This window comes from Citromicrobium bathyomarinum (genome assembly GCF_038594605.1).
Classification (GTDB): domain Bacteria; phylum Pseudomonadota; class Alphaproteobacteria; order Sphingomonadales; family Sphingomonadaceae; genus Alteriqipengyuania; species Alteriqipengyuania bathyomarina_B.
The window spans coordinates 774,457-800,381 of sequence record NZ_JBCFZM010000002.1 but is presented as its reverse complement, the minus strand read 5'-3'; the positions used below and the strand labels follow the sequence as shown (position 1 = coordinate 800,381).

Below are 25,925 nucleotides of genomic sequence, written 5' to 3'. Positions count from 1 at the left end.
GCGTCTCCGGTTTATCCGGAGCAGCATTAGAATTGGCTGGAGAAGTTTGACAATCGCCGTCCGGTGCAGCCGCCGGACATGATCGCCGGGCCGCGCCCGGTGCTTGATGGAGTGATGCGACTGCATGGCTTATTCAGATCAACAGATGAGCGGCAACAAGATTGTCGCGATCATCATCGTCGGTCTCATTCATGTCGTCATCGGCTACGTCCTTATTACCGGCCTGGCTTACGAAGCCGCCAAGAAGGTCGTGGAACGGGTGACGACAGTCGATATCGAGGAACCGCCGCCGCCGGAGCCGGAGGAAGAACCGCCGCCCCCAGAGCAGCCGCAGCCGGAAACGGCTCCGCCGCCGCCGGTTGCGCCGCCGCCACCCGTTTCCGTGGCGACCAACCCGCCGCAGATCCGGACGCAGCAGACGATTCCGCCGCCTGCGCCGCCTGCGCTGCGCATTCCGCCAGCGGCACCGGTTGCGCCTCCCGCGCCTCCGCCGCCGCCGCCCCCGCCGCCGCCTCCGCCGCCCCCGGCAGAGCCGCTGCGGCCGACGAACAATGCCGGTTCGTGGATCACGACCTCGGACTACCGTTCGAGCTGGGTTTCGCGTGACTATACGGGCACCGTTTCGTTCCGCCTCACCATCGGTGACAATGGCCGGGTCACCGGGTGTTCGATTACCGGCGGTTCGGCACCGAGTGAGCTCAAGGACGCGTCCTGCCGCCTGATCGAGCGTCGCGCTCGCTTCAACCGGGGCGGTACGTTCTCCGGTACGGTGCAGTGGGTGCTTCCGGACTGATTTTAGGATGGCACGCATCCCGCATCCGGCGACCAAGGATGCGTGCCAAAATTTGTTAACAGCTATTCTTTTTTGGAGAGTTCGCGATGTTCATCAATCTTATGGCGGCCGCCGGCGAGGCAGGTCCGCAGACTGAATTCGGTTTCATGGAAGCGATGGAACAGGGCGGTCCGATCGCCTGGTCCATCCTCGCCGTGCTGGTCATCATGTCGGTCGGTTCGTTCTACATCCTGATCACCAAGCTGCTCGAGCAGAACAAGGTGCTCGGTCAGTACAAGAAGGTCCGGACGCAGTTCTGGCGCGCGAACAGCCTCGAAGAAGGTGCCACCAAGCTCGACAAGAACAGCGCATGGCGCCAGATGGTCGACGACGGCGTTGCCGCACAGGCCTCGCACGGCAAGATGACCGACAGTCTCGAAGCGCACGACTGGATGCACGGTTCGCTCAGCCGTTCGCAGGACGCGATCATGTCGCGCCTCAACGGCGGCCTCGCGTTCCTCGCGACGGTCGGCGCGACCGCACCGTTCGTCGGTCTGCTCGGCACCGTGATCGGGATCTACCGCGCGCTGATCAACATCGGCCTCGCCGGTTCGGCCTCGATCGACAAGGTCGCGGGCCCGGTGGGTGAAGCGCTGATCATGACCGCCATCGGTCTGCTCGTCGCTGTGCCCGCGGTGTTCGCCTATAACTGGCTGATGTCGCGCAACAAGCGGATCGCGGAGCTGCTGACCGGCTTCTCGACCGATCTGCTGGCCTACATCAATTCGAACGGCAATGTGCGCCCGATGACTGCCGCTTCGGCGCAGCAGGCCGCCAAGACCGCCAAGAAGTAATCCGTATCGGGGCCGCCCGGCCCGCCGCGCGCGGCCCCGAACGATTGTTTCGCAGGCATATTAACGGATAGGACGCAGACCATGGCGATTTCCACGGGAGGCGACGGCAATACGCCGATGGCAGACATCAACACCACTCCGCTGGTGGACGTGATGCTGGTGCTTCTCATCATCTTCCTGATCGCGGTTCCGGTCGCGATCCAGACGATCGAGAAACTCGAATTGCCGATCTTCGAATCGGTCGAATCGAAAGACAAGGTCGAGAACCTGCTGATCACCGTCAGCACGACCGACTCCGAAGGCCGTACGGCCGGCACGATCAATTCGGGCTTCACCGGCGCAGCTCGCGATGGCGAATGCCGCGTCTACTTCGGCAACACCACGCCGGTCAGCTCGGAAGAGCTTTACGACCGTGCGTTCGAACGGCTCGACGACATCGTTCAGCGTGCCGGTGGTGCAGAAGCGATCATGGCCGAGCCCGACCTCATCCCGCAGGTCCACATTCGTGGCGACGTGAACGCCCCGTGGCGCTGTGTGGCGGGTGCGATCTACAACGTTCAGGCCGCTGGCTATCCGACCGTCGGGTTCATTTCGAACCCGGTCGATCCGAACGGCTGATTTTTGGGGCTCAACAGCCCCTGTGAAGGACTAGGAGACTCCAACAATGGCTATGTCAGGTGGCAGTGACGATGGCGCGCCGATGATGGACATGAACATGACGCCGTTGATCGACGTCCTGCTCGTGCTCCTCATCATGTTCATCATCACCATCCCGGTGGCTACGCACGCGGTCAATATCGACCTCCCGCAGCCCGATCCGAACCCCCCGCCCGAGGAACAGATCGACCCGGTGAAGAACAAGATCGTTCTGACCCAGGACGGTGAAATCCTGTGGAACGGCGATACGATCAACCAGAGCCAGCTCGTCCGCAACCTCGAGCTGACCCGCGACATCGAGCCCGAACCCGAACTTCAGTTCGAGCCGGAAGCGCTTGCCAGCTACGACCTGTCGGCGCGCACGCTGAACATCATCAAGGCGTCGGGCGTGACCAAGTTCGGTTTCGTCGGCAACGAACAGTACCGCACCTTCGGTAGCGGCGAGTAAACTTCGCGAAAATACAGGCGGCGCGCCAGCGCAGCCGGTCGACAAGGGGCGGAGCGATCCGCCCCTTTTTCGTGTGCGCTGTACAAATGCCCTCGATGTTATACTATCTCTAAGGTCAGAGCCGCAAAACGGCTCGCGCATGGGAGAATGACGATGGCTTTCGCCGCTTCGCAAGACTCGCCCCGATCCGCGCCGATGGCGCAGATGAACATGACGCCCCTGATCGACGTCCTGCTCGTGCTCCTCATCATGTTCGTCATCACGATCCCGATCGCCGTCCATGCAACTGACGTCGATCTCCCCAACGGTGCGGTCGCCGAGCCGAGCGAGATTTCGAACAAGATCGTCGTGACCGAAGGTGGTGCCGTGTTGTGGAACGGCGAGGAAGTGGACGAGAAGCAACTTGTCCTGCTGTTGAAAGTGTCCAGCGAACTCGACCCCGAGCCCGAGTTGCAGTTCGAGCCTGAAGCGAATGCGAGCTATGATCTGGCCGCGCGTACGCTCAATATCATCAGGGCCTCGCCGGTCACTAAGTTCGGCTTCGTCGGCAACGAAAAGTATCGCGAGTTCGAAACCGAGTAGGCGCGCTGGCTAGGCCTCAGGCCGCATCGCTTCGCCCGCGAGGGTTTCCGCCTGGAGCAGCAGCTCGTCGTCCACCGAGCCTTGCGGAACCGCCTCCCGCCCGATCATCACCATCACCGGCACCGCGAGCGGGCTGACCCGGTCGAGCTCGACATGCACCAGGTCCCGTTGTGCCCTGTCGAGCAGATCGCCCAACCGCCCCACATCGGTCATCCGCGTGCGCGCATCGGCCCACGCGGCCTCCAGCAGAACATGGTCGGGCTCGTACTTGCGCAGTACGTCGTAGATCAGATCGGTCGAGAAGGTGACCTGCTTGCCGGTCTTGCGCTTGCCGGGATGCTGCCGCTCGACCAGCCCGCCGATCACCGCGACCTCCCGGAAGGACCGGCGCAACAGGTGCGAATCCTGCACCCAGTCCACGAATTCGTCCGCGAGTATATCGGGCGATAGCAGCGGCGCGGGATCGGAAACCGGCTTGAGGCCCCATACCGCTAGCGAATAGTCGTTGGCCACGAACCCGCCGGGCATCAGGCCGCGATCCTCCATCCGCTTGGTGATCAGCATGCCGAGCGACTGGTTCGCGTTCCAGCCGATGAAGGTGTAATAGACCGTGTACTCGCGCCCGCCGCGCGGAAAACTCTCGACCAGCAGGTTCTCCGGCCCCGGCATCGCGCTGCGCCAGTCCTGCATTTCCAGCCATTCGCGAACATCGTCGGGGAAGCGTCCCCAGCCCGCCCGGTCGACCAGCATCGCACGCACCCGGTCGGCCAGATGCGTGGTCAACGGCATGCGCGCGCCGCCATAGCTGGGGATCATCGCAGCCTTGGCGGAGGCCTTCACGATCACCTCCATATCGCGCAGCTGCTCCACCTCCACCGTGGTGCCGGCGAACTGGAAGGTGTCGCCGGGCGAGAGCTGCGCCGCAAAGCGTTCCTCCACCCGGCCGAGCGAGCGTCCATTGCGAAAGCGCACCTCCAGCATCTCGGCATCCATGATGATCCCGGCATTCAGGCGATGGCGGGCGGCATGCTGCGGATGGGTGAGGCGCCATTCGCCGCTGCGATCACGCACGATCCGCTGGAAACGGTCATAGGCCTTGAGCGCGTAGCCGCCGGTGGCGACGAAGTTGAGCACGCGCGCAAACACATCCTCGTCCACCCACGCATAGGGGAGCGAACTGCGCACCTGCCGGAGCAGCTCGTCCTCGTCGAACGGTGCGGCGCAGGCGCAAGCCATTACGTGCTGGGCGAGCACATCGAGCCCCCCGGGGCGGAAATCCTCGCCATCGCGCTGCCCTTCGTCGACCGCATCTTTCGCCGCCTGCGCTTCGAGGAATTCGAATCGATTGCCCGGAACCAGCAGCGCACGGCTCGGCTGGTCGAGCCGGTGGTTGGCCCGTCCCACACGCTGGAGCAGACGCGATGAGCCCTTGGGGGCACCCATCTGCACCACGCAGTCGATATCGCCCCAGTCGACCCCCAGGTCGAGGCTGGCGGTAGCGACCAGCGCGCGCAGCTCACCCGCCGCCATCGCGGCTTCCACCTTTTCGCGCGCTTCGCGACTTAGCGAACCGTGATGGATGCCGATCGGCAGCTTGTCCTCGTTCACATCCCACAGGTGCTGGAAGATGTACTCGGCAAGGAAACGCGTGTTGGTGAAGATCAGCGTGGTCTGGTTGGCCCGCAGCACATCGTAGAGCTGCGGGATCGCCCAGGTCGCGGCATGGCCGCCCCAGGGCACGCGACTCTCCTCCGGCAAGAGGATTTCGACCTCGGCGGGCGCACCGGGCTCTCCCTGTACCACCGCCACACGATCGATCTCGCCCCACGGCGCGAGCCATTCACGAAAGCCCTCTTGGTTGGCGACCGTAGCCGACAGCGCCGCGCGCTGCATGTCGGGCGCGATGTGCAGGAGCCGGGCCAGGCACAGGGCGAGCAAATCGCCGCGTTTGCCGGTGGCAAAGGCGTGGATCTCGTCGATGACGATCCGCTTGCAGCCAGCGAACATAGCGAAGCTCTCGGGGTAGGAGAGCAACAAGGAGAGGCTTTCGGGCGTGGTCAGCAGCACGTGCGGCGGCTTGTCGCGCTGGCGCCTCTTGCGGTCCGACGAGGTGTCGCCGCTGCGCGTTTCGGCGCGGACGTTCAAGCCCATCTCCTCGATCGGAGCGACAAGATTGCGCGCCACATCCTGCGCCAGCGCCTTCAGCGGCGAAACGTAGATCGTGTGGAGGCCGTCAGGCGGCTTCGCATCCCCAAGGCGGGTGGGTGTAAAGTCGGCCAGCGTGGGGAGGAACCCGGCAAGCGTCTTGCCCGCGCCCGTATCCGCGACCAGCAACGCGTGATCGCCGCGATCGCTCGCCTCGAGCATGGCGCGCTGATGGCTGCGGATGCGCCACCCGCGACCCGCGAACCACTCGTCTATTTCTGGCGGTATGCCGTTGCCCGTCATGACACTATAATGCACGGGCCAGCCGATGGAGCCGAGCGGCTATTCCTCGCCGATATCCTCCATCGCGTCCTCGAAGCTTTCGGCTTGCTCTTCGCCCTCGTCCACCGATGCCTCGGCTTCATCGGCTGCGGCATCGACGTCATCAGCCATTGCGTCGAGGTTGGCTTCAGTGGCCGCTGCCGCGGCCTCGATCAATTCCTTTTCATTGGCTTCCACCTCAGCCATGCTCTCGCGCAGCTCGAGCTGGTCGACCCCTAGAATTTCGGACGCACGCCGCTGTTCCGACGGCGTAAGGTCTTCGTAACCGCGCGGTTCGGGAAGGCCCGCTTCGGCATCCTCGAACCCTTCGAGCAGCACCGGAAGCTGCTCCAGCAGGCTCGGGATCGACTGCATCATGCCCGAGATCACCTGCGGGTCGGTATTGATCACCATGCTCTGGCGCGCATATTTCGCGCCGACCGGCGTGGCGAAGAACGCCTGCAGTTCCGCCAGCTCGGTGGCATCGAAACGGCTGGCATAGGCCTTGGCCAGTCCGTCGCGCACACCGGGTTCGAGCGTCGCGAACACGGCGTCTGCGGTGCTGACGATCATGTCGAACTGTGCCGTGCTGCGCGTTTCGTAAACCGGGTCGAACATCTCGGTCAGTTCGATCCGCTCTTCCTGAGTAAGGCTGTCGAGGTCCTGCCCGTGGAGGCCGGTATACTCGGTCAGGTCGCTCGCGCTCATGCCGCCGCCATCCATCTCCGCCATTTCCAGGATGGGAGACAGAAACGAGTCCATCATCTGGCCCATCATCTCGCCATAGACGCCCTCGGGCACCAGGCTCGCCGCAATCGAAGTGGCGACCGGCAACCGTGCCTCGGCCTCGGGCGTCAGCGGATCGGCCTGGAACATGGCGGTGAAGATCGAGGCAACCATGGCGAGAGCCTCGGCATCCATTTCGCCTTCGTCCGGGCCTTCCTCATCCACCATGATCTGCGCGTCGGGATCGACTTCCTCCATTGCGCCGTCCTGCGCAAAAGCAGGCTGACCCAGTGCAAGCGCACCGACCGCGGCAACAATCGCAAATCTCTTCATCGCCATTCCCCCAATTCGTCCCGTGAACTTCGTTGGCAAGCGCCGGTCAGTGGCCGGCCTGCGCCCCGCGCTCCAGCCCCGAGGCCGCGAGTTGCGCGTCGATCTGCTCCATCAGCCGGGCCAGCCCTTCCTCGCTTTCGCTCTCGGCGCGCGCGACCAGCACGTCCTGCGTGTTCGAGGCGCGCAGCAGCCACCAGCCATCGGCATTGGTGACGCGAACACCATCGGTCCCGTCGACCTCGTCCGGACTGTCCGCCAGCCGTGCCTTGACCTCGTCGATCGCGGCAAACTTGCGCGATTCATCGACTTGGAAACGCATTTCGGGCGTGTTGACCATTGCGGGCATGGCATCGCGCAGCTGCGTGACCGACTGGCCCAGCCGCGCACTCGCCGCGATCAGACGGACGGCGGCATAGAGCGCGTCATCGTAACCGTAATAGGTGTCGGCGAAAAACACGTGGCCGCTCATCTCCCCTGCGAGCGGCGCGCCAGTTTCCTTCATTTTGGACTTAATCAGCGAATGGCCGGTCTTCCACATCACCGGCTTGCCGCCATGCGCTGCGATATGATCGAACAGCGCGCGACTGGCCTTTACATCCGCGATAATCGTGGCCCCGGCGCGCCGCTGCAGCAGATCCTGCGCATAGATCATCAGCAGCTGGTCGCCCCAGATGACACGGCCTTTGCCGTCGATCGCCCCGATCCGGTCGCCATCGCCGTCGAATGCGACACCGAAATCGAGGTTGTTGTCGGCGACCAGCGTCCGCAGATCGGCGAGATTCGCTTCCACCGTCGGATCGGGATGATGATTGGGAAACGTGCCATCGACATCTGCGTAAAGGACATGATGCTCCCCCGGGAGCCGAGCGACCAGCTTTTCGAGCGCGGGGCCGGACGATCCATTGCCCGCGTCCCAGCCGATCTTGAGGTTGGCCAGGGCGGCGGCATCGATACCGTCGATCCCTTCCAGCAGCCGCTCGACATAGGCATCGAGCAGCGGCCTGTCGGTCACTGTTCCGGTCCCGTCATCCCAGTCGCCGGCAGAGGCGATCTTGCCGAGCCGCTGGATGTCTTCCCCGAAAAACGGCCGGCTCTGAAACACCATCTTGAAGCCATTGTAGTTGGGGGGATTATGGCTGCCGGTTATCTGGATGCCGCCATCCACATCCTGCGCTGAGGCTTCTGCGTAATAGAGCATCGGCGTCGCGCCCATGCCGATCCGCACCACGTCGCACCCGCTCGCGGTCAGGCCCTCGACCAGCGCATGTTCGAGCATCGGAGAGCTCTGGCGACCGTCATAGCCGACCGCGACGCATGACCCGCCCGCCCGCTTCAACAGCGTGCCGAAGCTGCGCCCGATCGCGCGCGCGTCGTCCGCCTCCAGCGTTTCGCCGATGATTCCGCGAATGTCGTATTCGCGCAGGATGGTCGGGTCGAAGCTGTGACTCATGAGGGTTTCTCACTTTCCGGAAGGTGATCGATTAGGATATCGCGCGCGGCGTTGGCCTCGTGCACCTGCGCGCTCGTCCCCCCCTTGTCGGGATGGACCTGGCGAACCAGCCGCTTGTGCGCCTCGACGATCTGCGCATGGCTGGCCTGCGCGGAAACGCCCAGCACCTTGCGGGCGCGGAACACGGACTGCCCTCTTGTGGGCTTGGACTTGAGGAAATCCCACGGCCAACGTCCGAGCGCCCAGCGGCAGATCACGCTGAGCACTGCGGCGAGGACGAGGAACTTGATCATGCTGCTTTGAGCGCGCGGTTCGCGCCTTCGGGCATGGGCAGGCGAAGGTTGTGCACCAGTTCGCGCAGTTCCTGCCGCGCGACCAGATGGCTGGTGCCGAGATCGCCCAGATAACCCTTGTCGAGCAAGGTCAGGCCGGAGGGGAACAGCTCGCGGTAGATCACGCGTTCGGAAAGGCCGGAAGAGACGCGAAAGCCCACCCGCTTGCTCAGTTCGGACAATGCGCGCTCGATCCGGACCATGTTGCGCGCTTCGGTGTGGCCGGTACGATTGCGCACGACCACCCAGTCCATCTGCGGGCGATCCTGCTCGATCGCGGTCTTGCTGCGTGCGAGCCGCGCCTCCCAGATCGCTTCTGCATAGAAGCTCAGCCGGCGGACCTTGAAACTCTCCGCATCGACCTGCCCGATGAGGTCGAAATCGACGAAGCTGTCGTTCAATGGGGTGACCAGCGTGTCGGCTTCCTTCGCCACATGCCGCGCCAGCGGGTCGTCACGACCGGGTGTGTCAAACAGCAGGAAATCGGCACCGTCGGCCAGTTCGCGCGCGCGCTCTTCCAGCGCCGCCTCGTCGCCGTCCGAAAACACTTCGCAGCGTGCGGTCGGCAACGTGATCGACCGGCGTTTTGCGGTTTCGTCGCGGTTCTCGAAATAGCGGTGCATCGTGCGCTGCCGATGATCGAGGTCGATCGCGACCACCTTCGCACCCTGATAGGCAAGCGCCACCGCGACATGCACCGCAGTGGTCGATTTGCCCGTCCCTCCCTTTTCGTTAGCGAACACGATCCGGTGGGTGCGGCGGCCTGTCACGAGGTGGCGATCCTTTTTACGATTGCGAACGGACTGATTGCGAAAGCGGCCCGGTGGTCGCTAGGCGGTTAGCAATCATCTATCGGAGGGGCCTGACCCATGCAATCGATTCACCGGCTCGATCACCTGCGAAGCTGCGTCGCCCAATGGCGCGGTTCTGGCGAGTCGATCGCGCTCGTTCCCACGATGGGCGCGCTGCACGAAGGACACCTGACGCTGGTCCGCGCCGCGCGCGACAAGGCGGATCGGGTGGTGGTTTCGATCTTCGTCAATCCGACCCAATTCGGTCCGAACGAGGATCTCGATGCCTATCCGCGAACGCTGGAGGCGGATTCGCGCCTGCTGGAAGCCGAGGGCGTCGATGCGCTGTGGGCGCCCGACGCCGCGACCATGTATCCCGACGGTTTCGCAACGAGCATTGCGGTGGACGGTGTCAGCGAGGATTTCTGCGGCAGCAGCCGTCCCGGACATTTTGCAGGCGTAGCGACAGTGGTGTGCAAGCTGTTCAACCAGGTGAAGCCCGACCTTGCGCTGTTCGGCGAGAAGGATTGGCAGCAGCTGGCCGTGATCCGGACGATGGCACGCGATCTCGATCTCACACATCCGGCCGTCGGCGCGATACTGGGCGTGCCGACCGTGCGTGAGGCGGACGGGCTCGCACTGTCGAGCCGCAACCGGTATCTGGACGATCGGCAGCGCGCGCAGGCCGCCGCGCTGCCCGCAGCGATGCGCGACGCCATCGCCAGAATCGAAAGCGGGACGCCGGTCGATCGAGCGCTCGAGGCGCTGGAGACGGCCTTGCGCGAAGGTGGATTCTCGAAGGTCGATTATGCGGCGCTGGCCGATGCGGCATCGCTGCGACGGATCGATGCCGTCGACAATGCGCCCGCACGGCTGCTGGTCGCGGCGCATATTGGTGGCACGCGCCTGATCGACAACATGGCGGTCGGCGCAGCGTGAGGTTCTCGGGACCTCGGCTTATTGAGGTAGTGTGGAGCGGGTAAGGGGAATCGAACCCCTCTAGCCAGCTTGGAAGGCTGGAGCATTACCACTATGCTATACCCGCGCTCCGGGCACTGCCTTTGCCATCGCAGGGCGGCGTGCGTCAATCGCTTCCGCGATCCGAATTGAAACCGGCCCGCTAGCCTATTGCGCGGGCCTTTCGCTGTTGGAGGCGGCCGTCGGAGGGCCGCTGGGTGTGGGCGTCGCGGTCGGGCCGGGATCGGGAATCGTCGCGCCTTCGGGAACGAGGATCGTAACCTCGACCCGGCGGTTGGCAGACCGACCGCGCTCGTTCGGTTCGCCGTTAGGCAGCAGGTTTGGCTGGATCGGGTTCTGAGCACCGAAGGCGATCACCTTGATCTCGTCTTCCTCCAGCCCGCGCTCCATCAACCAGTCCGCGACGGCCTGCGCCCGCTCTTCGGAAATCCGCATGTTGACCGCGTCGCGTCCGGCGGCATCGCTATGGCCGCGCAGAATGACCCGCTCGACCTGCTTCCACTGGTCGGATTCCAGAAGGCCGCGCAGCTCGGCAAGCGCCGCATCGTCGATGTCCGATCCGCCCTCTGCAAAGGGAACCGTGACCCGTAAGGGTTCCAGCGGAATCGGGGCACGCTCGACATCCATCTCCGGGCGGATGATCGATGTCTGCTCCTGACTGTCAGGCGCTTCGGTTTCGGTCGGTGTCGGCTCGGGCGCGGGAGCGGGCTCCTCGTTGTCGCAAGCCATCACAAGCGCACTCAGCGCGATCAAAATTATCGGGCCACGCATGGCCACCTCTCCTTCGATTCCCATATCATGCGGGTTTTGGCTTCCCGGCGCCGGATCCGGCCTCCCGCTTGGCAGATTCGGCTTCGGCTCTCTTAAGATGTTGCGGGGAATAGGTGATGACGATGTCGCCTGCGCGCGGCTCGGGCTTCGCGGCATGGGTGAAGAACCGCATATTGCCGTTTTCGCGCAGCAGCAGGAGCATCTGGGCCTTGTCGCCCAGCTTCTCGCGCGCGTCGTCGATCGTGAATTCCTCGGTCAGCTTGGTGCGGCGGAAGGTCCAGCCTTCCTGCTGCCGCTGCTCGACCTCGGAGACGCCGAAACCGGAGGCGAACAGCGCGCGACCACGCAGCGAGTCCGGCAGGGCTCTGCGATCGTGGTCCGACGCTTCGCCGAGCTGATACACGCTGTCACGCCCGATTTCGTGCGCGAATTCGTTGCAGACGAGCGCATTATAGGCCTCGTTCTCGGTCGCAGCGACCAGCACCTGATAGGGGTTGAGATCGAGATTGTGCTCGGTGGCTTCGTTCAGAATCTCGCCATGATAGAACGGCAGGCCCTCGCGCCGGGCGGCCGCAAGGCGCTGCCAGCTCGAATCGACGATCATGACGGGCGTCTTGAGCGCATGCATCTGCTTGGCGAGGGCGATGGTCCACGCCGTGCTGCCCGCAATCAGCAGACCGGGGCGGCTGGTCCCGCGGACCTTGAGGAGCTTGGCCACCAGATTGACCGTGAAGCCGTGCGCCACGATTGTCGAAACAACGACCGCGAAGCTCAAGCCGATCAGCACGTTGCCGTCGCCGTATCCCAGCTCGTTCAGACGCAGGGCGAACAGACCGGAGATCGCGACCAGGACGATCCCGCGCGGTGCAATCCAGGCGAGAAACAGGCGCTCGTTCCACGGGATCGGGCTGCCGAGCAGGCTGATGAGGACGGTAGCGGGCCGCACGAAGAACAGCAGCACCACGAGGAAGGCGCCGAACCGCCAGTTGAGATATTGCAGGTCGTCCCAGCTGAGCGAGGCGGACAGGAGGATGAAGATGCCCGATACGAGCAGGACCGCGATGTTCTCCTTGAACGGATGGATGCTCCGCAGCGAGGAGACGTCCATGTTCGCGAGCGCGACACCCATCACGGTCACGGCGACCAGTCCGGCTTCGTGCTCGATCATGTTGCACAGCACGAACACCGCGATGACCATCGAGAACAGCACCGGCACCTTGAGGTATTCAGGCACCGCACCGCGCGGGAAGAGGTAGGAAATGAGCCACGCCGCCGCGTAGCCGATGAGGCCCGAGATAACTGCGGCGAAGATCAGCGGCGGAACGACCTCGAACAGTGACGCGCCCGGTTGTTCGGCCACCTTGCGGAAGTATTCGTAGGCGATCACTGCAGCGAGCGCGCCGGTCGGGTCATTGACGATCGCTTCCCACTTGAGGATCGAGGCGGGTCGCGTCTGCACCGATGATTGCCGCAGGAGTGGCAGGACCACCGTCGGTCCGGTCACCACCAGGATCCCGCCAAACAGGATCGCGACCGGCCAGACAATGCCGGCGACGTAGTAGCCAGAGATCGCGCCCAGCGCCCAGCCCACGATCACCCCGATCGTCGCGAGGCGCCAGACCGCACTGCCCGAATGGCGCAATTCGCGGAAATCCAGGCTCAGGCCGCCTTCGAAGAGGATCAGCGCCACGCCGATACCGATCATCGGTTCCAGCAGCGATCCGAAGGTCTCCTCCGGATCGAACAGCCCCAGCACGGGGCCTGCAAGGAACCCGGCGGCGAGCATCAATACGATCGCCGGCCACCCGGTCCGCCACGCAATCCACTGCGCGCCGATACCCAGCGCGCCGATCGCGGCGATCACGAGTGCTGACGATTCCATGGTGCTTTCAGCCCCCCTTCGACCTGCCTTCAACGGCAGGTTGAGCGATTGTGTTCCGGTTCTCCCCGGGTGCCAAGGACTTTTGCCCCCGACTTTTCGCTCAAGCCCCTTCGGTCAGTCGCCTTCGAAGGAAACCAGCGTCTTCACATCGATGCCCGACCCGCGCAGTCGATCCGCGCCACCCAGATCGGGCAGGTCGATCACGAAGGCGGCTGTCGAAACTTCGCAACTGCATTGCTGAACGAGCTTTGCGGCGGCCAGCGCGGTGCCGCCGGTGGCGATCAGATCGTCGACCAGCGCGACCCGCATCCCGTCCCGGAGGCCGCTCGGATCCAGCTCCAGCCGGTCGGTTCCGTATTCGAGATCGTACTCGACCCCTACGGTTTCGACCGGCAATTTGCCCGGCTTGCGGATAGGAACGAAGCCCAGCCCCGCGCGAATCGCGACCGCCGCGCCGAAAATGAAACCCCGCGCCTCCATCCCCGCAACCGCGTCTGCGCCAGAGGCGCGCACGTGATCGGCGAGCAGGGAGACACTGGTGCTCAGCGCCGCCGGGTCTGCCAGCAGTGTGGTTATGTCGCGGAACTGGATGCCGGGCTTGGGGAAATCCGGCACGGTCCGAATGCTGGCGCGCAACTGCTCCATATCGAGCAGTGCGCCAGCATTCGCGGGTTCTCCGATTGCGATCGGATCAGGCCTTCTTCGGCTTCACGCTCGACCAGATCTGGCGCTTGGCGAAATAGGCCAGCACGGTCGCGAACAGCAGGAAGATCATCACCGCCCAGCCGGTCTTCTTGCGCTCGACCAGCTTGGGTTCCGCCGTCCAGGTCAGGAAGGCGGCGACGTCTTTCGACATCTGCGACACGGTGGCTTCGGTGCCATCATCGAAGGTCACCTGCCCATCGACACCGAGCGGGGGCGCCATCGCAAGGTTGAGGTTCGCGAAGTACGGATTGAAATAGAGGCCGAGCGGAGTTTCGAACTCGGGGAACTCTTCCATCAGACGCTTGCCATCATGCTCGTAGGTGGCGGGATCGGCGTAACCCGTCAGCAGCGAATAGACGTAGTCGCTGCCGTTGTGACGCGCCTTGGTCATCAGCGAAAGATCGGGCGGAATCGCGTTATTGTTCGCAGCCGCGGCGGCCACCGCGTTGGGGTAGGGCGAGGGGAAATAGTCGGTCGGCTCGCCCGGACGCATGATTGCCTCGCCGGTATTCGGGTCGATCCCGGGCACCTGCTTGGTTGCAGCGTAGGCCTTGATCTGGCCTTCGCTCAGGCCGAGATCCTGAAGATCGCGGAAGGCGACAAATTTGAGGCTGTGGCAGGCCGAGCAAACCTCGTCATAGACCTTCAGGCCGCGCTGCAGCTGGACCCGGTCCCACGTGCCCAACGGGCCGTCGAACTGGAAGCCGCCCTCGGGCGCATGGGGATGGGCGTGGAACTCGTGTTCGGCCGAGTGGATCGGCTCTTCATTGAAGAAGGTGATCGCGCCGCTAACGAACGAGATCAGAGCGACGCCTGCGAAGACGAGTCCGGCCAAGGCTGCAAGAATGCGGATCATCGGGTGTCCTTAACTTTTATCCGTCGTCTCAGGTGGCGGGCTGGGTGTTTTCGCCCAGCACGGCCTGCTTGTCCGATTTGAGTACCGCCTCGGTAATCGAGAACGGCAACGGCTTGGGCTTCTCGATCGAGGAGACCACCGGCAGGATCACGAGGAAGTGCAGGAAGTAGTATGCCGTCGCGAGCTGACTGAACATCACGTAGGGCTCTTCGGCAGGGGCCCCACCGAGATAGAACAGGATCGCGAGATCGGCCATGAAGATCCAGAAGAAGATGCGGAACAGCGGGCGATAGTGGCCACTGCGCACCTTCGAACGATCGAGCCAGGGCAGCAGGAACCACAGCAGGATCGAGCTGAACATCGCGAGCACGCCCCACAGCTTCGCTTCGAGGACGAAGTCGAAGGTGAACGCACGCAGGATCGCGTAGAACGGGTAGAAATACCATTCGGGCACGATGTGTGCGGGCGTCGAAAGCGGGTTGGCTTCGATGTAGTTGTCAGGGTGGCCCAGCATGTTCGGCATGAAGAACACGAAGGCACAGTACAGCAGCAGGAAAATGCCCAGTCCGAAGCCGTCCTTCGCCGTGTAATACGGGTGGAACGGCACGGTGTCGCTCTCGCTCTTCACTTCGACGCCGGTCGGGTTGGAAGACCCGGGGATATGCAGCGCCCAGATGTGCAGGATCACGACACCCGCGATCACGAAGGGCAGCAGGAAGTGCAAGCTGAAGAAGCGGTTGAGCGCGGCATTGTCAGGCGCGAAGCCGCCCAGGAGCCAGACCTGGATCGGCTCGCCGACCAGCGGAATGGCGGAAAACAGCCCGGTGATAACCTTGGCACCCCAGAAGCTCATCTGACCCCAGGGCAGCACGTAACCCATGAAGGCAGTCGCCATGGCGAGCAGGAAGATCACCACGCCCAGCAGCCAGATCATCTCGCGCGGGGCCTTGTAGGATGAATAGAAGAAACCGCGGAAGATGTGCATGTACAGCACGAGGAAGAAAAAGCTGGCGCCGTTGGCGTGCATGTAGCGCATCATCCAGCCCCAGTTCACGTCGCGCATGATGTGCTCGACCGTGCCGAAAGCGACCTGCGCGTTGGCGGCATAATGCATCGCCAGCACGACGCCGGTGACGATCTGCAGCACGAGGCAGAACCCCGCGAGCACGCCGAAATTCCACATGTAATTGAGGTTGCGCGGCACGGGGTAGCCCGCACCCACAGCGTTGTAGACGAAGCGCGGCAGGGGCAGCTTCTCGTCGACCCACTTGGTGAACCCGCTCGCCGGGGTATATTCCTTGGCCCAGGGAAAACTCATGTTACGTCTTTCTCTGCCTTAACCCACAACGATCGTGGTGTCGGACGTGAACTCGTAGTCCGGAACCACGAGGTTCTTGGGCGCAGGGCCCTTGCGAATGCGAGCCGCGGTGTCGAACTGCGACCCGTGGCAGGGGCAGAAATAACCCCCGAACTCGCCCTTGTTCTCGCCCTCTGCGGCGCCAAGCGGCACGCAGCCCAGATGGGTGCAGACGCCCATGGTCACCAGCATATCGACATGACCGGACTTGGTCCGCTCTTCCAGTGTCTGCGGATCGCGCAGCGAGCCGAGCGGCACGGCATTCGCTTCTTCGATTTCCTGCGGCGTGAGGCGACGCACGAACAGCGGCTGCTTGCGGAAGACCGCCTTGATCGCCTGCCCCGGCTGGATCGCCGACACATCGACCTCGGTCGTGCTTTCGGCCAGCACGTCCGCCGATGGCGCCATCTGGCTCACCAGCGGAAAGATCACTGCTGCGCCGCCGACACCGGCCGCGCTCAGCGCTGCGATGTTGATGAAGTCGCGGCGGCGAACGCCATCGCTGGTGTCGCCTGCTTCGTGGGGTTCCGCGGTCGCGGCACCGGTTGCCTCTGCCATCGTTCCTGCCTTGTCGCGGGGCATCGGATCTTGCGAATCCACCCCGTATTGCATCGTTAGGGAAAGCGGGCGGTTGGCCTTGCCCGGAAGCGCCAGGGAGGTGGCCCCCTTCCCATGTGCGGGCGCTGTTAGCGTGTAAGCCCCATGCTGCCAATGGCCTTTTGCGCAACATAGGTGCGTGGCCATGCAAGAGGATACGTCTTTTGGGGAATAACGCTACCGCAAGCCGATGAAAGCGCCCTGCCTGCCATAGGTCGCTTCGCCCCGGTGGGTCGCCCGGCGGAAGGAATAGAAGCGGGCGGGATCAGCATAGGTGTCGAGCGCGAGGTCTTCTATCGCGGTGACGCCCGCTGCGCTGAGCCGATGCGCCACGAAGGCGGGCAGGTCGAACTGGAAATGTCCGGGCGCGCCATCGGCGAAGAAACGATGGTTCTCGCTTTCGTCGGCCAAGAAATTGTCGCGAAAGCCCTCAGCCACCTCGTAGCTCTCCTGCGCGATCGCGGGCCCGATGGCGGCAGCGATGTTCCCGCGCGTCGCGCCATGGGCGATCATCGCCTCGATCGTATTGGTCAGCACGCCCTCCTTCGCGCCGCGCCAGCCTGCATGCGCAGCAGCGACCACGCCCGCCTGCCGGTCGGCCAGCAGCACGGGCGCACAGTCGGCGGTGACCACGCCGACGAGCAGGCCGGGCGTCCCGGTGACCAGCGCATCGACATGCGGACGCTCATCGCCCTCGACAGCCTCGGCGACGACAGCCACGTCGGGCGAGTGGACCTGGTAGGGCGTGGCAAGGTCTGCCCCCGGCAGCACGGCGGCAATGACGCGCGCGCGGTTCTCGGCGACTGCCGCAGGATCGTCGCCCGCCCCGAAGCCGACCTGCAGCCCGGCGACCGCGCCGATGGATACGCCGCCTTCGCGGCCGAAGAAGCCGTGCGGAACGCCATCGAGCGCAGCGGCCCTGAAGGGTTGAGGCCCGCCCGATCCCGGATCAGCCAAGGCTCGCGCTCACCTGTTCGGAGACGTCGCGCGAAAGCTCGCCCGCCTCGGCGATTCGCTCCAGCTCGGCGCGCATCAGCGCCGCCCGGCCCGGCTCGACCCGGCGATATCGCCCGAGCGAGGGCACGAACCGCGCCGCCAGCTGCGGGTTCTTAAGGTTCAGTTCGAGGATCAGGTCCGCAATCATCCGATAGCCCGCTCCGCTTGCATCGTGGAACGCGAGCGGGTTGCCCGCCATCACCGCATAGAGCGCGCGCACCCGGTTGGGGTTGCTCATGGTGAAAGAAGGATGCTGCGCCAGTTGCTCGATCTCGCCCAGCACGTCCTCGCGCAGAGCCGTGGCCTGTAGGGTGAACCACTTGTCGATCACCAGCGCGTTGTCGGCAAAGCGGGTGTAGAAATCGGCCAGCGCCTCTTCGCGCTCGGGACCGTCGAGCCCGGCCAGCACCGCCAGCGCGCCCTGGCGCTCGGTCATCCCCTGCGCCTCGCGATACTGAGCCAACGCGCGCGGCGCGCCTTTTGCGGGGTCTGCCGCTGCAACATACCCGAGCGCAAGGCTGCGCATCCGCCGCGCCTGCTTACCCACCGGCCCTGCCTCGCGTGCGGGCGCTTCGAGTGTGTCGTGCAACGAGGCGAAGCGATCCGCGAACCGCTCGCCCAGCCATGTCTTGAGGCCTTCGCGCCGGACGACCATCGCGCCCGGATCATAGACCTCCGAACGCTCTGCCAGATAGGCGAAGGGCGGCAGGCTGAGCAGTTCGGCGCGCATTTCGTGATCGAGCGCATCATCCGCGAGAATCGCTTCGGCCGCAGTGCCGATCGCCTCGCGCGCATCCTCGTTCTCATCGCCGAGGAGGTAGGCGAGCAGCAATTCCTGCATCGCTTCGTGGCGGGCGAAGCTGTCGTCGTCGTTGCCCGCCAGGAAGACCAGATCGTCGCGCGAAATTTCGCGTTCGATCACGACCGGGGCCGTGAAGCCGCGATTGATCGAGAGGATCGGTGCAGAGGTGTGCCCATCGAAGGTGAAGCTTTGTTCGGCTTTGTCCAGCACGATAAGCGTTTCGCCCGAATGCGCGCCGCTTTCGCGATCGAACAGCGCGACCTTGAGCGGGATCGGGACCGGCTGCTTGTCGGGCTGGCCGGGGGTGGCAGGCACGCTCTGGCGCAAGGTCAGCGTGATCGCATCGCCCGCGTAAGCCTGCTCGACTGTCACCTTCGGTGTGCCAGCCTGTTCGTACCACCGCCGAAACTGTGCAAGGTCGAGGCCGGCGCCATCCTCCATCGAGCGCACGAAATCCTCACAGGTCGCGGCTTCGCCATCATGGCGTTCGAAATAGAGGTCGCTGGCTTTGCGGAAGGCCGCTTCGCCCGCCAGCTCACGCATCATGCGGATCACCTCGGCGCCCTTGTTATAGACCGTCGCGGTGTAGAAGTTGCTGATTTCCTTGTAGCTATCCGGGCGAATCGGATGGGCGAAGGGCCCGCTGTCCTCGGGAAACTGCACCGCGCGCAGCACCCGCACATCGCCGATCCGCTTGATCGCAGCCCCATGCAGATCCTGGCTGAACAGCTGGTCGCGCAGCACGGTGAAGCCTTCCTTCAGGCTCAGCTGGAACCAGTCGCGGCAGGTCACGCGGTTGCCCGACCAGTTGTGGAAATACTCGTGCCCGATCACACCCTCGACCGCGTCGAAATCGTCGTCGGTCGCGGTTTCCTCATCCGCCAGCACGTATTTCGTGTTGAAGATGTTGAGGCCCTTGTTCTCCATGGCGCCCATGTTGAAATCGCCCACGGCGACGATGTTGAACCGGTCGAGGTCGTATTCGCGCCCGAAGGTTTCCTCGTCCCATTTCATCGACCGCTTGAGCGATTCCATCGCGTGGCTTGTCCGCGGCAGGTCTTCGGATCGGACCCAGACGCCCAGCTCGACCTCGCGGCCTCCACAAGTGGTGAACCGGTCGGTCCGCGCCACCAGGTCGCCCGCGACCAGCGCGAAGAGGTAGCTCGGCTTGGGCCACGGGTCGTGCCACTCGGCAAAGTGGCGGCCATCCTCGAGCGTGCCCTGCTCGACCGGATTGCCGTTCGACAGCAGCACCGGGAACGCCCCGGCGTCGGCCTCCATCCGCACGGTATAGACCGAGAGGACATCGGGGCGGTCGGGGAAGAAGGTAATGCGGCGAAAACCCTCCGCCTCGCATTGCGTGCACAGCATGCCATTGCTGGCGTAGAGGCCCATCAACTGCGTGTTGGCCGAGGGCGCGATGCGGGTCGCGACGTTCAGCACATGCTCGCCCGGCGAAAGCGGGACGATCAGTGCCTCGCCCTCGCGCCGCCAGTCGGTGCGTTGCTCGCCGTCTACCGCCACGCTTTCGAGAACCAGCCCGTCCCCATCGAGGCGAATTTCGGGCGCCGCCTCCGCGTCCGGGTTCGGCGTAACCTTCAGGGTCGCCTCGACCCGGGTCGTCTCCAGCCCGAGATCGAAATCCAGCCGGATTTCGGGCACACGCCATGCGAACGGCTCGTAATCCTTGCGCCGGATGATCGCAGGCTCATGCGGCTCGCGCGCGGCATCGGGCAGGATCGGTGCGCCGGAGGGGCCGTTGGCGGCGGTCTGCGGATTGCTGGGCTGGTCCATCGCTGTCTCATTCCTTCAGGCGGGCATTTGTGGCACCGCGATCTGCGATGCCAAAATTATTCATCTTCGGGCTCGGCTATACGGCCAAGCGGATCGCGCAAGAGGTGCAGGCGCTTGGGTGGGAAGTGGTCGCGACCGGCAGCGACGGCAACCTCTCTTTCGCCGATGCGCAAGCCGTGCACGCCGCGCTTGGCTCCTCCACCCACGTGCTTTCCAGCGTTCCGCCCGATCGCGAGAGCGGCCTCGACCCGGTGCTGAGCACCTTTGGCGGCGATTTCGGGCGGGCCTGGTATGGCTACCTGTCCTCGACCGGGGTCTATGGCGATCAGCAGGGCGCATGGGTCGATGAGAGCTCGCCCACCGGCAGCGGACGGCGGACCGCACGCGCCGATGCAGATGCGCAATGGCTGAAACTGGGTGCGCGGGTCTTCCGCCTGCCCGGCATCTACGGGCCGGGGCGCAGCATTTTCGAGCGGATCGAAGAGGGCAAGGCGCACCAGATCGACATGCCGGGGCAAGTTTTTAGCCGCGTGCATGTCGAGGATATTGCCAGCGGTGTAATCGCCGCGCTTACCGGGGATGCCCCGCAAGGCGCGTACAACCTCGGCGACGATCTGCCCGCGAGCCAGAACGCGGTGGTTGAGGAAGCATGCCGCCTGCTCGGCGTCGAACCACCGCCGCTGCTTTCGCTGGAGGAGGCGAACCTGTCGCCCATGGCGCGCGGCTTTTATGCGGAGAACCGGCGGGTCGCGAATCTCAAGGCGAAACGCGTGCTCGGCTGGCAGCCGAAATATCCGACGTATCGCGAAGGATTACGCGACTTGCTGTAACTGGCGGTACCGGAATCAATGCCGCAACGATGCCGACTGCTGCACCTGCACCGCCTTTTGCCGCCGCGCGGTCAGCGCAAGCACCATGCCGACCACCGCCAGCACCATCCCGCCGCCCGTCAGCCAGGTCCAGCGATAGTCTTCGAACAAGGTCGACAGCAGCATCGCGACCGAGATCGTCAGAATTGAATTATAGGCCGTCCGGCCCGCGCCGATTTCGCGCACGAGATTGTAGTGCAGCGGGAAGGTGACGACCGATCCGATCAGCGCGAGGTAGACGATCCCCGCCCAGTAGGAGGGCGCGCTCGGCACCGGCGGCGGTCCGGCGGTCAGCCATGCGAAGCCAAGATCGGCCAGGGTCCCGTAGAGCATCGCCCAGGCGAGCAGGCTGACCATCGGCACCGCTCGCCCGGTCGGGTTGGCCTGCACCACATTGGCAATCGAGGCGGCGAGAATGCCGAGCATCGCGAGCACGATCCCCAGCACCACGTTCCCGCCGATCACCCCGGCCTCCGGATTGGCGCGCCATTCGTGGATCAGCAGGAAGGACACGCCGATAATGGCGATGGCGCTGCCGAGAACGAACCCGCCCTTCACCTTCTCCCCCAGAAAGACCCGTGCGAACAACGCGTTGGGCACCATCAGAAGCCCGAACATCATCGCGACGATGCCCGAGGTGACGTAGAGCTCCGCGTGATAGACGAACAGGAAATTGCCACTGAACTGGAAGATCCCCACCACCGCTGCCAGCAGGTGCTCGGGCCGGGTCAGGCGCAGGCGTCGCTTCATCAGCGCGGCCACCAGGAACAGCGCCGGGGTCGCGAGCGCAAAGCGGTAAAACACCGACCACGCCGCAGGCACGTCGGCGATCTGGCCGGTTATGACCAGCCAGGTAGAGCCCCAGATCGTCCCGGTGATGATAAAGGGCAGGATGACGCGGGGCCGCAGCATGCCGCTTTGCGGACTGCTCATAGGTCGGCAATGGCCTGGCCCAGCGCGCGCGCCTCGCCCAGATCGCTATCCCACGAGGCGACGAAGCGCGCCGCATCCGCGCCCCAGTCGTAGAACTGGTAGCCGATCCCGCGCAGAACCTCGCGTTCGTCGGGATTCAGCCGGATGAACACCTCATTGGCCTCGACCGGGTGCATCAGCCGCTGTTTCGCCTGTTCGGTAATGGCCTGCGCGGCAGCATTGGCCGCGCGCGCGTTGTCGAGCCACAGGTCGCCTTCGACCATCGCCAGCAACTGCGCGGCGAGGAAACGGCCTTTCGATTGCAGGTGCCCGGACCGCTTCCGACGGTACCGCACGACATCTGCAAGAGCGGGATCGAAAAACACTATTCCCTCGGCCGTCATCCCGCCATTTTTGACGCACCCGAAGCTGAGTGCGTCGACATCGCCGGCGGCCTGCGCCGCCGAAAGACCGAGGAAGGCGGCGGCATTGGCGAAGCGCGCGCCGTCCATGTGCAGGCCGAGGCCTCGCGAACGTGCCAGATCGGCAATCGCCGCGATTTCGTCCGGCCGGTAGGCGCGGCCATATTCGCTCGCCTGCGTGATCGAGATCGCGTGGGGCTGCACCTGATGCACATCGTCGCGAATCGGATCGATCACCGCCGAAATGGCTTGCGGAGCGAGCTTCGCGCCCTCCCCATCGGCCAGCATCAGCTTTGCGCCGTGAAGATAGAAGCCCGGCGCCCCGCCCTCGTCCATCTCGATATGCGCTTCGCGGTGGCACACCACGCCGCCGTGCGGCGGCACCATGGCGCTGAGCGCAAGACAATTCGCCGCAGTTCCGGTCGCAACCCAGAGCACCGCCACCTCGCGCCCGAAGAGCCCGCTGAACGCCTCGTCCAGACGCTGCGACAGGGCATCGCCGTCATAGGGCGCATCGCCAGCATCGGCGGCACGCATCGCCTCCCACACATTCGGATGGACACGCGCGGCATTGTCGGAAAGAAATCGCATCGGAACGCCCCTACGCAGCCCGCCGTTCGATGCAAGAGCGGCTAAAGGCCTCCAGAGCCCCTGCATGAAAGGATCGACGCATTATGACGACCATTACTCACCACGTAATCGGCCAGGGCGGTAAGTATGTCGCTCATCTGGAAGGCGAGACGGCGCAAGGCACGCTCGAGTGGGAGCCGGGCGCCGAGCAGGACGGCAAGGAAGTGCGCGTCGCCACGCATACCATCGTGCCCAAGGAGATCGGCGGTCGCGGTGTCGCGGCGGAACTGGTCGCCCGGCTGGTCGGTGACGCACGCGACCACGACTTCAAGATCGATCCGCGCTGTTCCTATGTCGAGAAGAAGTTCGACGAGAACCCGGACTGGAGCGATCTGCGCGCTTAAGCAGCTCCTAGCGCACCAGCCGCGAGAAATCGGTTTCGATCATGCTGGCGAGGAGCGCCTGACGTACCCGCTCCGCCTCGGCGCGGGGAATGCCGGGCAGCGAGTAGCTGCCACCCGCAAGTCCGAGATTGAGCGTGACGTACCCGAACAGGCGACCCAATGGCCCGCGCGCGATCTCGACCGATTGCAGCTTCACCCGGCTTGCGATCGCAAAACCGGGCGCCAGCCAGCCGCGCCGCTTGTACAGATGGCTGCCGGATAGTGCATGTCGCTCCACCCGCCACAGGAAAAGCTGGCGGACGGCGGCGAAAGCAGACAGCGCGGCAAAGCCCATCGCGACCAGCCACAGCCAGTCGTAACGCGAATCGGCGAGATAAAGCGTCACACCCACCACGATCCCGGCGAGGATCGCATAGCCGGCCGCGCCGAAGATCGCCGATAGCACGCGATAGCTGGCGGTCGTCCGGTGCCAGTCGAGCCCGCGCGGCGGCAGCGGGAAACCCGCGACCTTCAGGATCGGGGTCAGTTCGTGCGCCTTGGCGAAAGGGGCGACCACGTGGCTCGCATTGCCCGCATCCTGCGCAAGGCTGACCAGTTGCAGGCTCTTCCAACCGAATCGGTGGCGGATCGCACCCGTACTGATCCGAACGGCCTGCACCCGGTGGACCGGCATCACCACATCGGTCCGCGTGAACATACCGCGCCGCCGCCGGAAGCCCTTCGGATTGCGCTCCAGCCGGAAATCCCATTCGCGGGTGAAGGTGCGCACCAGGCCCGAAACAAAACCGATCACGAGCAGGGTCAGGATCGCGGCCGCAGCCCCCAGCGCCTGGCTGATCGGGCCAAGCTCCGCGATTCGCTCGCCCGGCCCCGCCACCAGACCCTGCCACATGTCGAAGTCCCAGATGTCGAACGGCAGCAGGAAATCGAGCTGCTGCGCAGCCGCGCCGAGAAAGGCGACCAGCGCGAGCGAGAATTCGAACAGGCCGAAAACGAACAGGCGGCGCGGGCCCATCGCGAACAGCACCGGCGCGTCCTCGGCCTCGCTCGCCTCCTGCGATGCCGCAGGTGCCTTCACGACCCCGTCCGCCTCGTCGCGCAATTCGCGCACCAGCTCGCGCAGCGCAGCCCCTTCCTCGTTGGTCAGATAGGCGAGCTTGATCTCGTCCGCCCCGCCTGCACCCGTTTCCACCCTGACCATGGTCAGGCCGAACAGGCGCGGGATGAAGCTCTGCTCCAGACTGACATCCTGAATGCGATCATAGGGGACGGAGCGTGCGGCACGCGAGAGCACGCCGCTTTCCAGCCGGATGTCGCTCTCGCCGAGGCGGTAGGTCTGGCGACGCCAGGCGATGAAGGTGAACACGCTGCTCAAAATGATGAACAGCGCGGCGAGCCCGAGCAGCACGGGAATGGCGAAAGGCCCGTTGTCGCGCATGGCGAAGGCGAGCGCGAAAATCGGCAGCACCATGTTGGGCAGCGTCTGCAGGGCCTGCACGATGAAAGTGCGCGGATCGGTCCGCTTGGGCAGGCCGTCCGCTGCTTCGGCCTCGGATTGCGTGCCGGGCCGGACATCGGCCTGCTCCGGACGGAGCGGAGCGTTGGCGGGATTCTCGGTCACACCGATTCGCGCTTGATGTGCGCGCGGATCGTCTCGCGCATTTCCAGCGCGTCTTCGTGCGCGAGGCCCGGCAGGGAGACGACATCGCCATGCGAACCGGCGGTGTAGAGCTGCAGCGTGGCGAGGCCATAATACCGCTCGATCGGCCCACGACCTACGTCGATGTGCTGGACCCGGCCGAAAGGCACGATGGTATCCGAATGGAACATGATGCCCTTGACCACGCGCAACCGGTCGTCGCTCATCGCGTGGCCGCGCGCGGCGTAGCGGCGGTGCGGCAGGAACACGACCAGCGCCAGCAGGATCAGGGCCACGGGCCCGGCGATGATGAAATTGGGGAATGGAGTCGCATATTCCGCAACGAGTGCGCCGATCAGCAGCGGGATGGCGAACAACAGCGCCGACACGCGCATGGCCTTGGTGTGGTTGGGATGTCCTTGCCTCAGCGGCTGGTCATCGGCTTCGCTGCTCGGATTATCGCCCCAGTCCCCGCCGGTCTCGTTTGCGCCCTCGTCCATGATTGCTGTGAATGGCCAAGCGTGCGCAGGGCCGCAAGCCTTTTTGGGCACAGCCTGGTCGGGCATCGACAAAGGACGGGAGTGGTGGTGCTGCTGGGGAGGATTGAACTCCCGGCCTCACCCTTACCAAGGGTGCGCTCTACCACTGAGCTACAGCAGCATGGGGATTCGCGTCGGGCCCCAAACAAACGGACGCCCGCCACAGGCCGCGCGCTATTGTCGTGTGGCGCGCCCAAGTCAAGCAAAGCTTGCGTCCGGCCCGCACAGATAGCATTCCGGTTCGCGATGAGCGAGCCGACACATACGAGGGAAGAACGCCTGGCGCAGCAGCTGCGCACCAATCTGCGGCGGCGCAAGATGCAGGCGGGCAAGCCGCGCCCGCGCGCCGACGACGCTTTGGAGCGCGACCTTTCCAAAGACGACGACGAGCGCTAACGGCTCGCCACCTATCCGCAAGGGA

26 protein-coding genes and 2 tRNA genes are annotated in these 25,925 nt (G+C 64.6%); 9 read left to right on the top strand and 19 right to left on the bottom strand.

From position 1 onward, the window contains the following. The first annotated feature begins 124 nt into the window (after positions 1-124). From AAG612_RS11025 to AAG612_RS11005, 5 genes are all read left to right on the top strand, one after another. On the top strand, positions 125-793 hold the full coding sequence (locus AAG612_RS11025) for an energy transducer TonB (protein ID WP_342510166.1): 669 nt from the start codon (positions 125-127) through the stop codon (positions 791-793). Between the two features lie 86 nt (positions 794-879). Next, positions 880-1,626: a MotA/TolQ/ExbB proton channel family protein gene (locus AAG612_RS11020; RefSeq protein WP_342510165.1), complete on the top strand. Its 747-nt coding sequence runs from the start codon at positions 880-882 to the stop codon at positions 1,624-1,626. A gap of 81 nt (positions 1,627-1,707) precedes the next feature. Further along, complete coding sequence (locus AAG612_RS11015) at positions 1,708-2,244, top strand: ExbD/TolR family protein (RefSeq protein ID WP_342510162.1); 537 nt, start codon at positions 1,708-1,710, stop codon at positions 2,242-2,244. Positions 2,245-2,290: 46 nt separating this feature from the next. Continuing rightward, complete coding sequence (locus tag AAG612_RS11010; protein ID WP_342510160.1) at positions 2,291-2,731, top strand: ExbD/TolR family protein; 441 nt, start codon at positions 2,291-2,293, stop codon at positions 2,729-2,731. A 153-nt stretch (positions 2,732-2,884) separates the two neighbouring features. Continuing rightward, the gene (locus tag AAG612_RS11005; RefSeq protein ID WP_342510159.1) at positions 2,885-3,313 is read left to right on the top strand and encodes an ExbD/TolR family protein; all 429 of its coding nucleotides are present in this window, start codon (positions 2,885-2,887) and stop codon (positions 3,311-3,313) included. Between the two features lie 9 nt (positions 3,314-3,322). On the opposite strand, the gene AAG612_RS11000 is transcribed toward AAG612_RS11005, so the two are convergent. The 5 genes from AAG612_RS11000 to AAG612_RS10980 are packed head-to-tail and all read right to left on the bottom strand — an operon-like array spanning position 3,323 to position 9,390. Further along, the gene (locus tag AAG612_RS11000; RefSeq protein WP_342510157.1) at positions 3,323-5,761 is read right to left on the bottom strand and encodes a ligase-associated DNA damage response DEXH box helicase; all 2,439 of its coding nucleotides are present in this window, start codon (positions 5,759-5,761) and stop codon (positions 3,323-3,325) included. Between the two features lie 39 nt (positions 5,762-5,800). Further along, entirely contained in the window at positions 5,801-6,838 is a 1,038-nt protein-coding gene (locus AAG612_RS10995) for a DUF2059 domain-containing protein (protein WP_342510155.1), read from the bottom strand. A gap of 46 nt (positions 6,839-6,884) precedes the next feature. After that, on the bottom strand, positions 6,885-8,288 hold the full coding sequence (gene pgmG / locus AAG612_RS10990; RefSeq protein ID WP_342510153.1) for a phosphoglucomutase/phosphomannomutase PgmG: 1,404 nt from the start codon (positions 8,286-8,288) through the stop codon (positions 6,885-6,887). Further along, entirely contained in the window at positions 8,285-8,581 is a 297-nt protein-coding gene (locus AAG612_RS10985) for a J domain-containing protein (RefSeq protein ID WP_342510151.1), read from the bottom strand. Before AAG612_RS10985 ends, pgmG begins: the two co-directional genes overlap by 4 nt. After that, positions 8,578-9,390, bottom strand: a complete 813-nt coding sequence (locus tag AAG612_RS10980) for a division plane positioning ATPase MipZ (RefSeq protein ID WP_342510149.1) — start codon at positions 9,388-9,390, stop codon at positions 8,578-8,580. Before AAG612_RS10980 ends, AAG612_RS10985 begins: the two co-directional genes overlap by 4 nt. 99 nt (positions 9,391-9,489) lie before the next feature. Between AAG612_RS10980 and panC the strand changes: the two genes are divergently transcribed. Beyond that, the gene (gene panC, locus AAG612_RS10975; RefSeq protein WP_342510147.1) at positions 9,490-10,350 is read left to right on the top strand and encodes a pantoate--beta-alanine ligase; all 861 of its coding nucleotides are present in this window, start codon (positions 9,490-9,492) and stop codon (positions 10,348-10,350) included. A gap of 32 nt (positions 10,351-10,382) precedes the next feature. Here the strand turns inward: panC and AAG612_RS10970 are convergent. From AAG612_RS10970 to pepN, 9 genes are all read right to left on the bottom strand, one after another. After that, a tRNA-Gly gene (locus AAG612_RS10970) sits at positions 10,383-10,456 on the bottom strand. Positions 10,457-10,536: 80 nt separating this feature from the next. After that, the gene (locus AAG612_RS10965) at positions 10,537-11,160 is read right to left on the bottom strand and encodes an OmpA family protein (RefSeq protein WP_342510145.1); all 624 of its coding nucleotides are present in this window, start codon (positions 11,158-11,160) and stop codon (positions 10,537-10,539) included. 25 nt (positions 11,161-11,185) lie between these two features. Continuing rightward, positions 11,186-13,042, bottom strand: coding sequence for a cation:proton antiporter (locus AAG612_RS10960; protein WP_342510142.1), 1,857 nt, complete (start codon positions 13,040-13,042; stop codon positions 11,186-11,188). 114 nt (positions 13,043-13,156) lie between these two features. Continuing rightward, entirely contained in the window at positions 13,157-13,687 is a 531-nt protein-coding gene (locus AAG612_RS10955) for an adenine phosphoribosyltransferase (protein WP_342510140.1), read from the bottom strand. Between the two features lie 46 nt (positions 13,688-13,733). Continuing rightward, positions 13,734-14,603: a cytochrome c1 gene (locus AAG612_RS10950; protein WP_342510138.1), complete on the bottom strand. Its 870-nt coding sequence runs from the start codon at positions 14,601-14,603 to the stop codon at positions 13,734-13,736. A 28-nt stretch (positions 14,604-14,631) separates the two neighbouring features. Further along, on the bottom strand, positions 14,632-15,921 hold the full coding sequence (locus AAG612_RS10945; RefSeq protein ID WP_342510136.1) for a cytochrome b: 1,290 nt from the start codon (positions 15,919-15,921) through the stop codon (positions 14,632-14,634). Positions 15,922-15,939: 18 nt separating this feature from the next. Continuing rightward, positions 15,940-16,518, bottom strand: coding sequence for a ubiquinol-cytochrome c reductase iron-sulfur subunit (petA, locus tag AAG612_RS10940; protein WP_342510134.1), 579 nt, complete (start codon positions 16,516-16,518; stop codon positions 15,940-15,942). Positions 16,519-16,734: 216 nt separating this feature from the next. Next, positions 16,735-17,514, bottom strand: coding sequence for a peptidoglycan editing factor PgeF (gene pgeF / locus AAG612_RS10935; protein WP_342510132.1), 780 nt, complete (start codon positions 17,512-17,514; stop codon positions 16,735-16,737). Next, on the bottom strand, positions 17,507-20,149 hold the full coding sequence (gene pepN, locus AAG612_RS10930; RefSeq protein WP_342510130.1) for an aminopeptidase N: 2,643 nt from the start codon (positions 20,147-20,149) through the stop codon (positions 17,507-17,509). Before pepN ends, pgeF begins: the two co-directional genes overlap by 8 nt. Positions 20,150-20,196: 47 nt before the next feature. Here pepN and AAG612_RS10925 point away from each other — a divergent pair, with 47 nt between their 5' ends. Beyond that, on the top strand, positions 20,197-20,979 hold the full coding sequence (locus tag AAG612_RS10925) for a Rossmann-fold NAD(P)-binding domain-containing protein (RefSeq protein ID WP_342510128.1): 783 nt from the start codon (positions 20,197-20,199) through the stop codon (positions 20,977-20,979). A 15-nt stretch (positions 20,980-20,994) separates the two neighbouring features. On the opposite strand, the gene AAG612_RS10920 is transcribed toward AAG612_RS10925, so the two are convergent. Beyond that, positions 20,995-21,951, bottom strand: a complete 957-nt coding sequence (locus tag AAG612_RS10920; protein ID WP_342510126.1) for a DMT family transporter — start codon at positions 21,949-21,951, stop codon at positions 20,995-20,997. Beyond that, positions 21,948-22,943, bottom strand: a complete 996-nt coding sequence (locus AAG612_RS10915; RefSeq protein ID WP_342510123.1) for a threonine aldolase family protein — start codon at positions 22,941-22,943, stop codon at positions 21,948-21,950. Before AAG612_RS10915 ends, AAG612_RS10920 begins: the two co-directional genes overlap by 4 nt. Before the next feature lie 83 nt (positions 22,944-23,026). On the opposite strand from AAG612_RS10915, the gene AAG612_RS10910 reads away from it, so the two are divergent. Further along, entirely contained in the window at positions 23,027-23,326 is a 300-nt protein-coding gene (locus AAG612_RS10910) for a GNAT family N-acetyltransferase (protein ID WP_342510121.1), read from the top strand. A gap of 7 nt (positions 23,327-23,333) precedes the next feature. Here AAG612_RS10910 and AAG612_RS10905 read toward each other — a convergent pair whose 3' ends face one another. The 3 genes from AAG612_RS10905 to AAG612_RS10895 all read right to left on the bottom strand — a co-directional run bounded on the left by AAG612_RS10905 (position 23,334) and on the right by AAG612_RS10895 (position 25,625). Then, the gene (locus AAG612_RS10905) at positions 23,334-24,947 is read right to left on the bottom strand and encodes a PH domain-containing protein (RefSeq protein ID WP_342510119.1); all 1,614 of its coding nucleotides are present in this window, start codon (positions 24,945-24,947) and stop codon (positions 23,334-23,336) included. Beyond that, positions 24,944-25,465 (bottom strand): PH domain-containing protein, encoded by a 522-nt coding sequence (locus AAG612_RS10900; RefSeq protein ID WP_342510117.1) that lies wholly within the window; start codon positions 25,463-25,465, stop codon positions 24,944-24,946. Before AAG612_RS10900 ends, AAG612_RS10905 begins: the two co-directional genes overlap by 4 nt. 85 nt (positions 25,466-25,550) lie before the next feature. Next, positions 25,551-25,625, bottom strand: a tRNA-Thr gene (locus tag AAG612_RS10895). Between the two features lie 125 nt (positions 25,626-25,750). On the opposite strand from AAG612_RS10895, the gene AAG612_RS10890 reads away from it, so the two are divergent. Then, positions 25,751-25,900, top strand: coding sequence for a hypothetical protein (locus AAG612_RS10890; RefSeq protein WP_342510115.1), 150 nt, complete (start codon positions 25,751-25,753; stop codon positions 25,898-25,900). Positions 25,901-25,925 lie beyond the last annotated feature (25 nt).

What these genes read in the sequence shown, in the direction of transcription:
- AAG612_RS11025 (WP_342510166.1), top strand. Translation starts at nt 125, where the DNA reads ATGGCTTATTCAGATCAACAGATGAGCGGCAACAAGATTGTCGCGATC.
- AAG612_RS11020 (WP_342510165.1), top strand. Translation starts at nt 880, where the DNA reads ATGTTCATCAATCTTATGGCGGCCGCCGGCGAGGCAGGTCCGCAGACT.
- AAG612_RS11015 (WP_342510162.1), top strand. Translation starts at nt 1,708, where the DNA reads ATGGCGATTTCCACGGGAGGCGACGGCAATACGCCGATGGCAGACATC.
- AAG612_RS11010 (WP_342510160.1), top strand. Translation starts at nt 2,291, where the DNA reads ATGGCTATGTCAGGTGGCAGTGACGATGGCGCGCCGATGATGGACATG.
- AAG612_RS11005 (WP_342510159.1), top strand. Translation starts at nt 2,885, where the DNA reads ATGGCTTTCGCCGCTTCGCAAGACTCGCCCCGATCCGCGCCGATGGCG.
- AAG612_RS11000 (WP_342510157.1), bottom strand. Translation starts at nt 5,761, where the DNA reads ATGACGGGCAACGGCATACCGCCAGAAATAGACGAGTGGTTCGCGGGT.
- AAG612_RS10995 (WP_342510155.1), bottom strand. Translation starts at nt 6,838, where the DNA reads ATGAAGAGATTTGCGATTGTTGCCGCGGTCGGTGCGCTTGCACTGGGT.
- pgmG (WP_342510153.1), bottom strand. Translation starts at nt 8,288, where the DNA reads ATGAGTCACAGCTTCGACCCGACCATCCTGCGCGAATACGACATTCGC.
- AAG612_RS10985 (WP_342510151.1), bottom strand. Translation starts at nt 8,581, where the DNA reads ATGATCAAGTTCCTCGTCCTCGCCGCAGTGCTCAGCGTGATCTGCCGC.
- panC (WP_342510147.1), top strand. Translation starts at nt 9,490, where the DNA reads ATGCAATCGATTCACCGGCTCGATCACCTGCGAAGCTGCGTCGCCCAA.
- AAG612_RS10965 (WP_342510145.1), bottom strand. Translation starts at nt 11,160, where the DNA reads ATGCGTGGCCCGATAATTTTGATCGCGCTGAGTGCGCTTGTGATGGCT.
- AAG612_RS10960 (WP_342510142.1), bottom strand. Translation starts at nt 13,042, where the DNA reads ATGGAATCGTCAGCACTCGTGATCGCCGCGATCGGCGCGCTGGGTATC.
- AAG612_RS10955 (WP_342510140.1), bottom strand. Translation starts at nt 13,687, where the DNA reads ATGGAGCAGTTGCGCGCCAGCATTCGGACCGTGCCGGATTTCCCCAAG.
- AAG612_RS10950 (WP_342510138.1), bottom strand. Translation starts at nt 14,603, where the DNA reads ATGATCCGCATTCTTGCAGCCTTGGCCGGACTCGTCTTCGCAGGCGTC.
- AAG612_RS10945 (WP_342510136.1), bottom strand. Translation starts at nt 15,921, where the DNA reads ATGAGTTTTCCCTGGGCCAAGGAATATACCCCGGCGAGCGGGTTCACC.
- petA (WP_342510134.1), bottom strand. Translation starts at nt 16,518, where the DNA reads ATGGCAGAGGCAACCGGTGCCGCGACCGCGGAACCCCACGAAGCAGGC.
- pepN (WP_342510130.1), bottom strand. Translation starts at nt 20,149, where the DNA reads ATGGACCAGCCCAGCAATCCGCAGACCGCCGCCAACGGCCCCTCCGGC.
- AAG612_RS10925 (WP_342510128.1), top strand. Translation starts at nt 20,197, where the DNA reads ATGCCAAAATTATTCATCTTCGGGCTCGGCTATACGGCCAAGCGGATC.
- AAG612_RS10920 (WP_342510126.1), bottom strand. Translation starts at nt 21,951, where the DNA reads ATGAGCAGTCCGCAAAGCGGCATGCTGCGGCCCCGCGTCATCCTGCCC.
- AAG612_RS10915 (WP_342510123.1), bottom strand. Translation starts at nt 22,943, where the DNA reads ATGCGATTTCTTTCCGACAATGCCGCGCGTGTCCATCCGAATGTGTGG.
- AAG612_RS10910 (WP_342510121.1), top strand. Translation starts at nt 23,027, where the DNA reads ATGACGACCATTACTCACCACGTAATCGGCCAGGGCGGTAAGTATGTC.
- AAG612_RS10900 (WP_342510117.1), bottom strand. Translation starts at nt 25,465, where the DNA reads ATGGACGAGGGCGCAAACGAGACCGGCGGGGACTGGGGCGATAATCCG.
- AAG612_RS10890 (WP_342510115.1), top strand. Translation starts at nt 25,751, where the DNA reads ATGAGCGAGCCGACACATACGAGGGAAGAACGCCTGGCGCAGCAGCTG.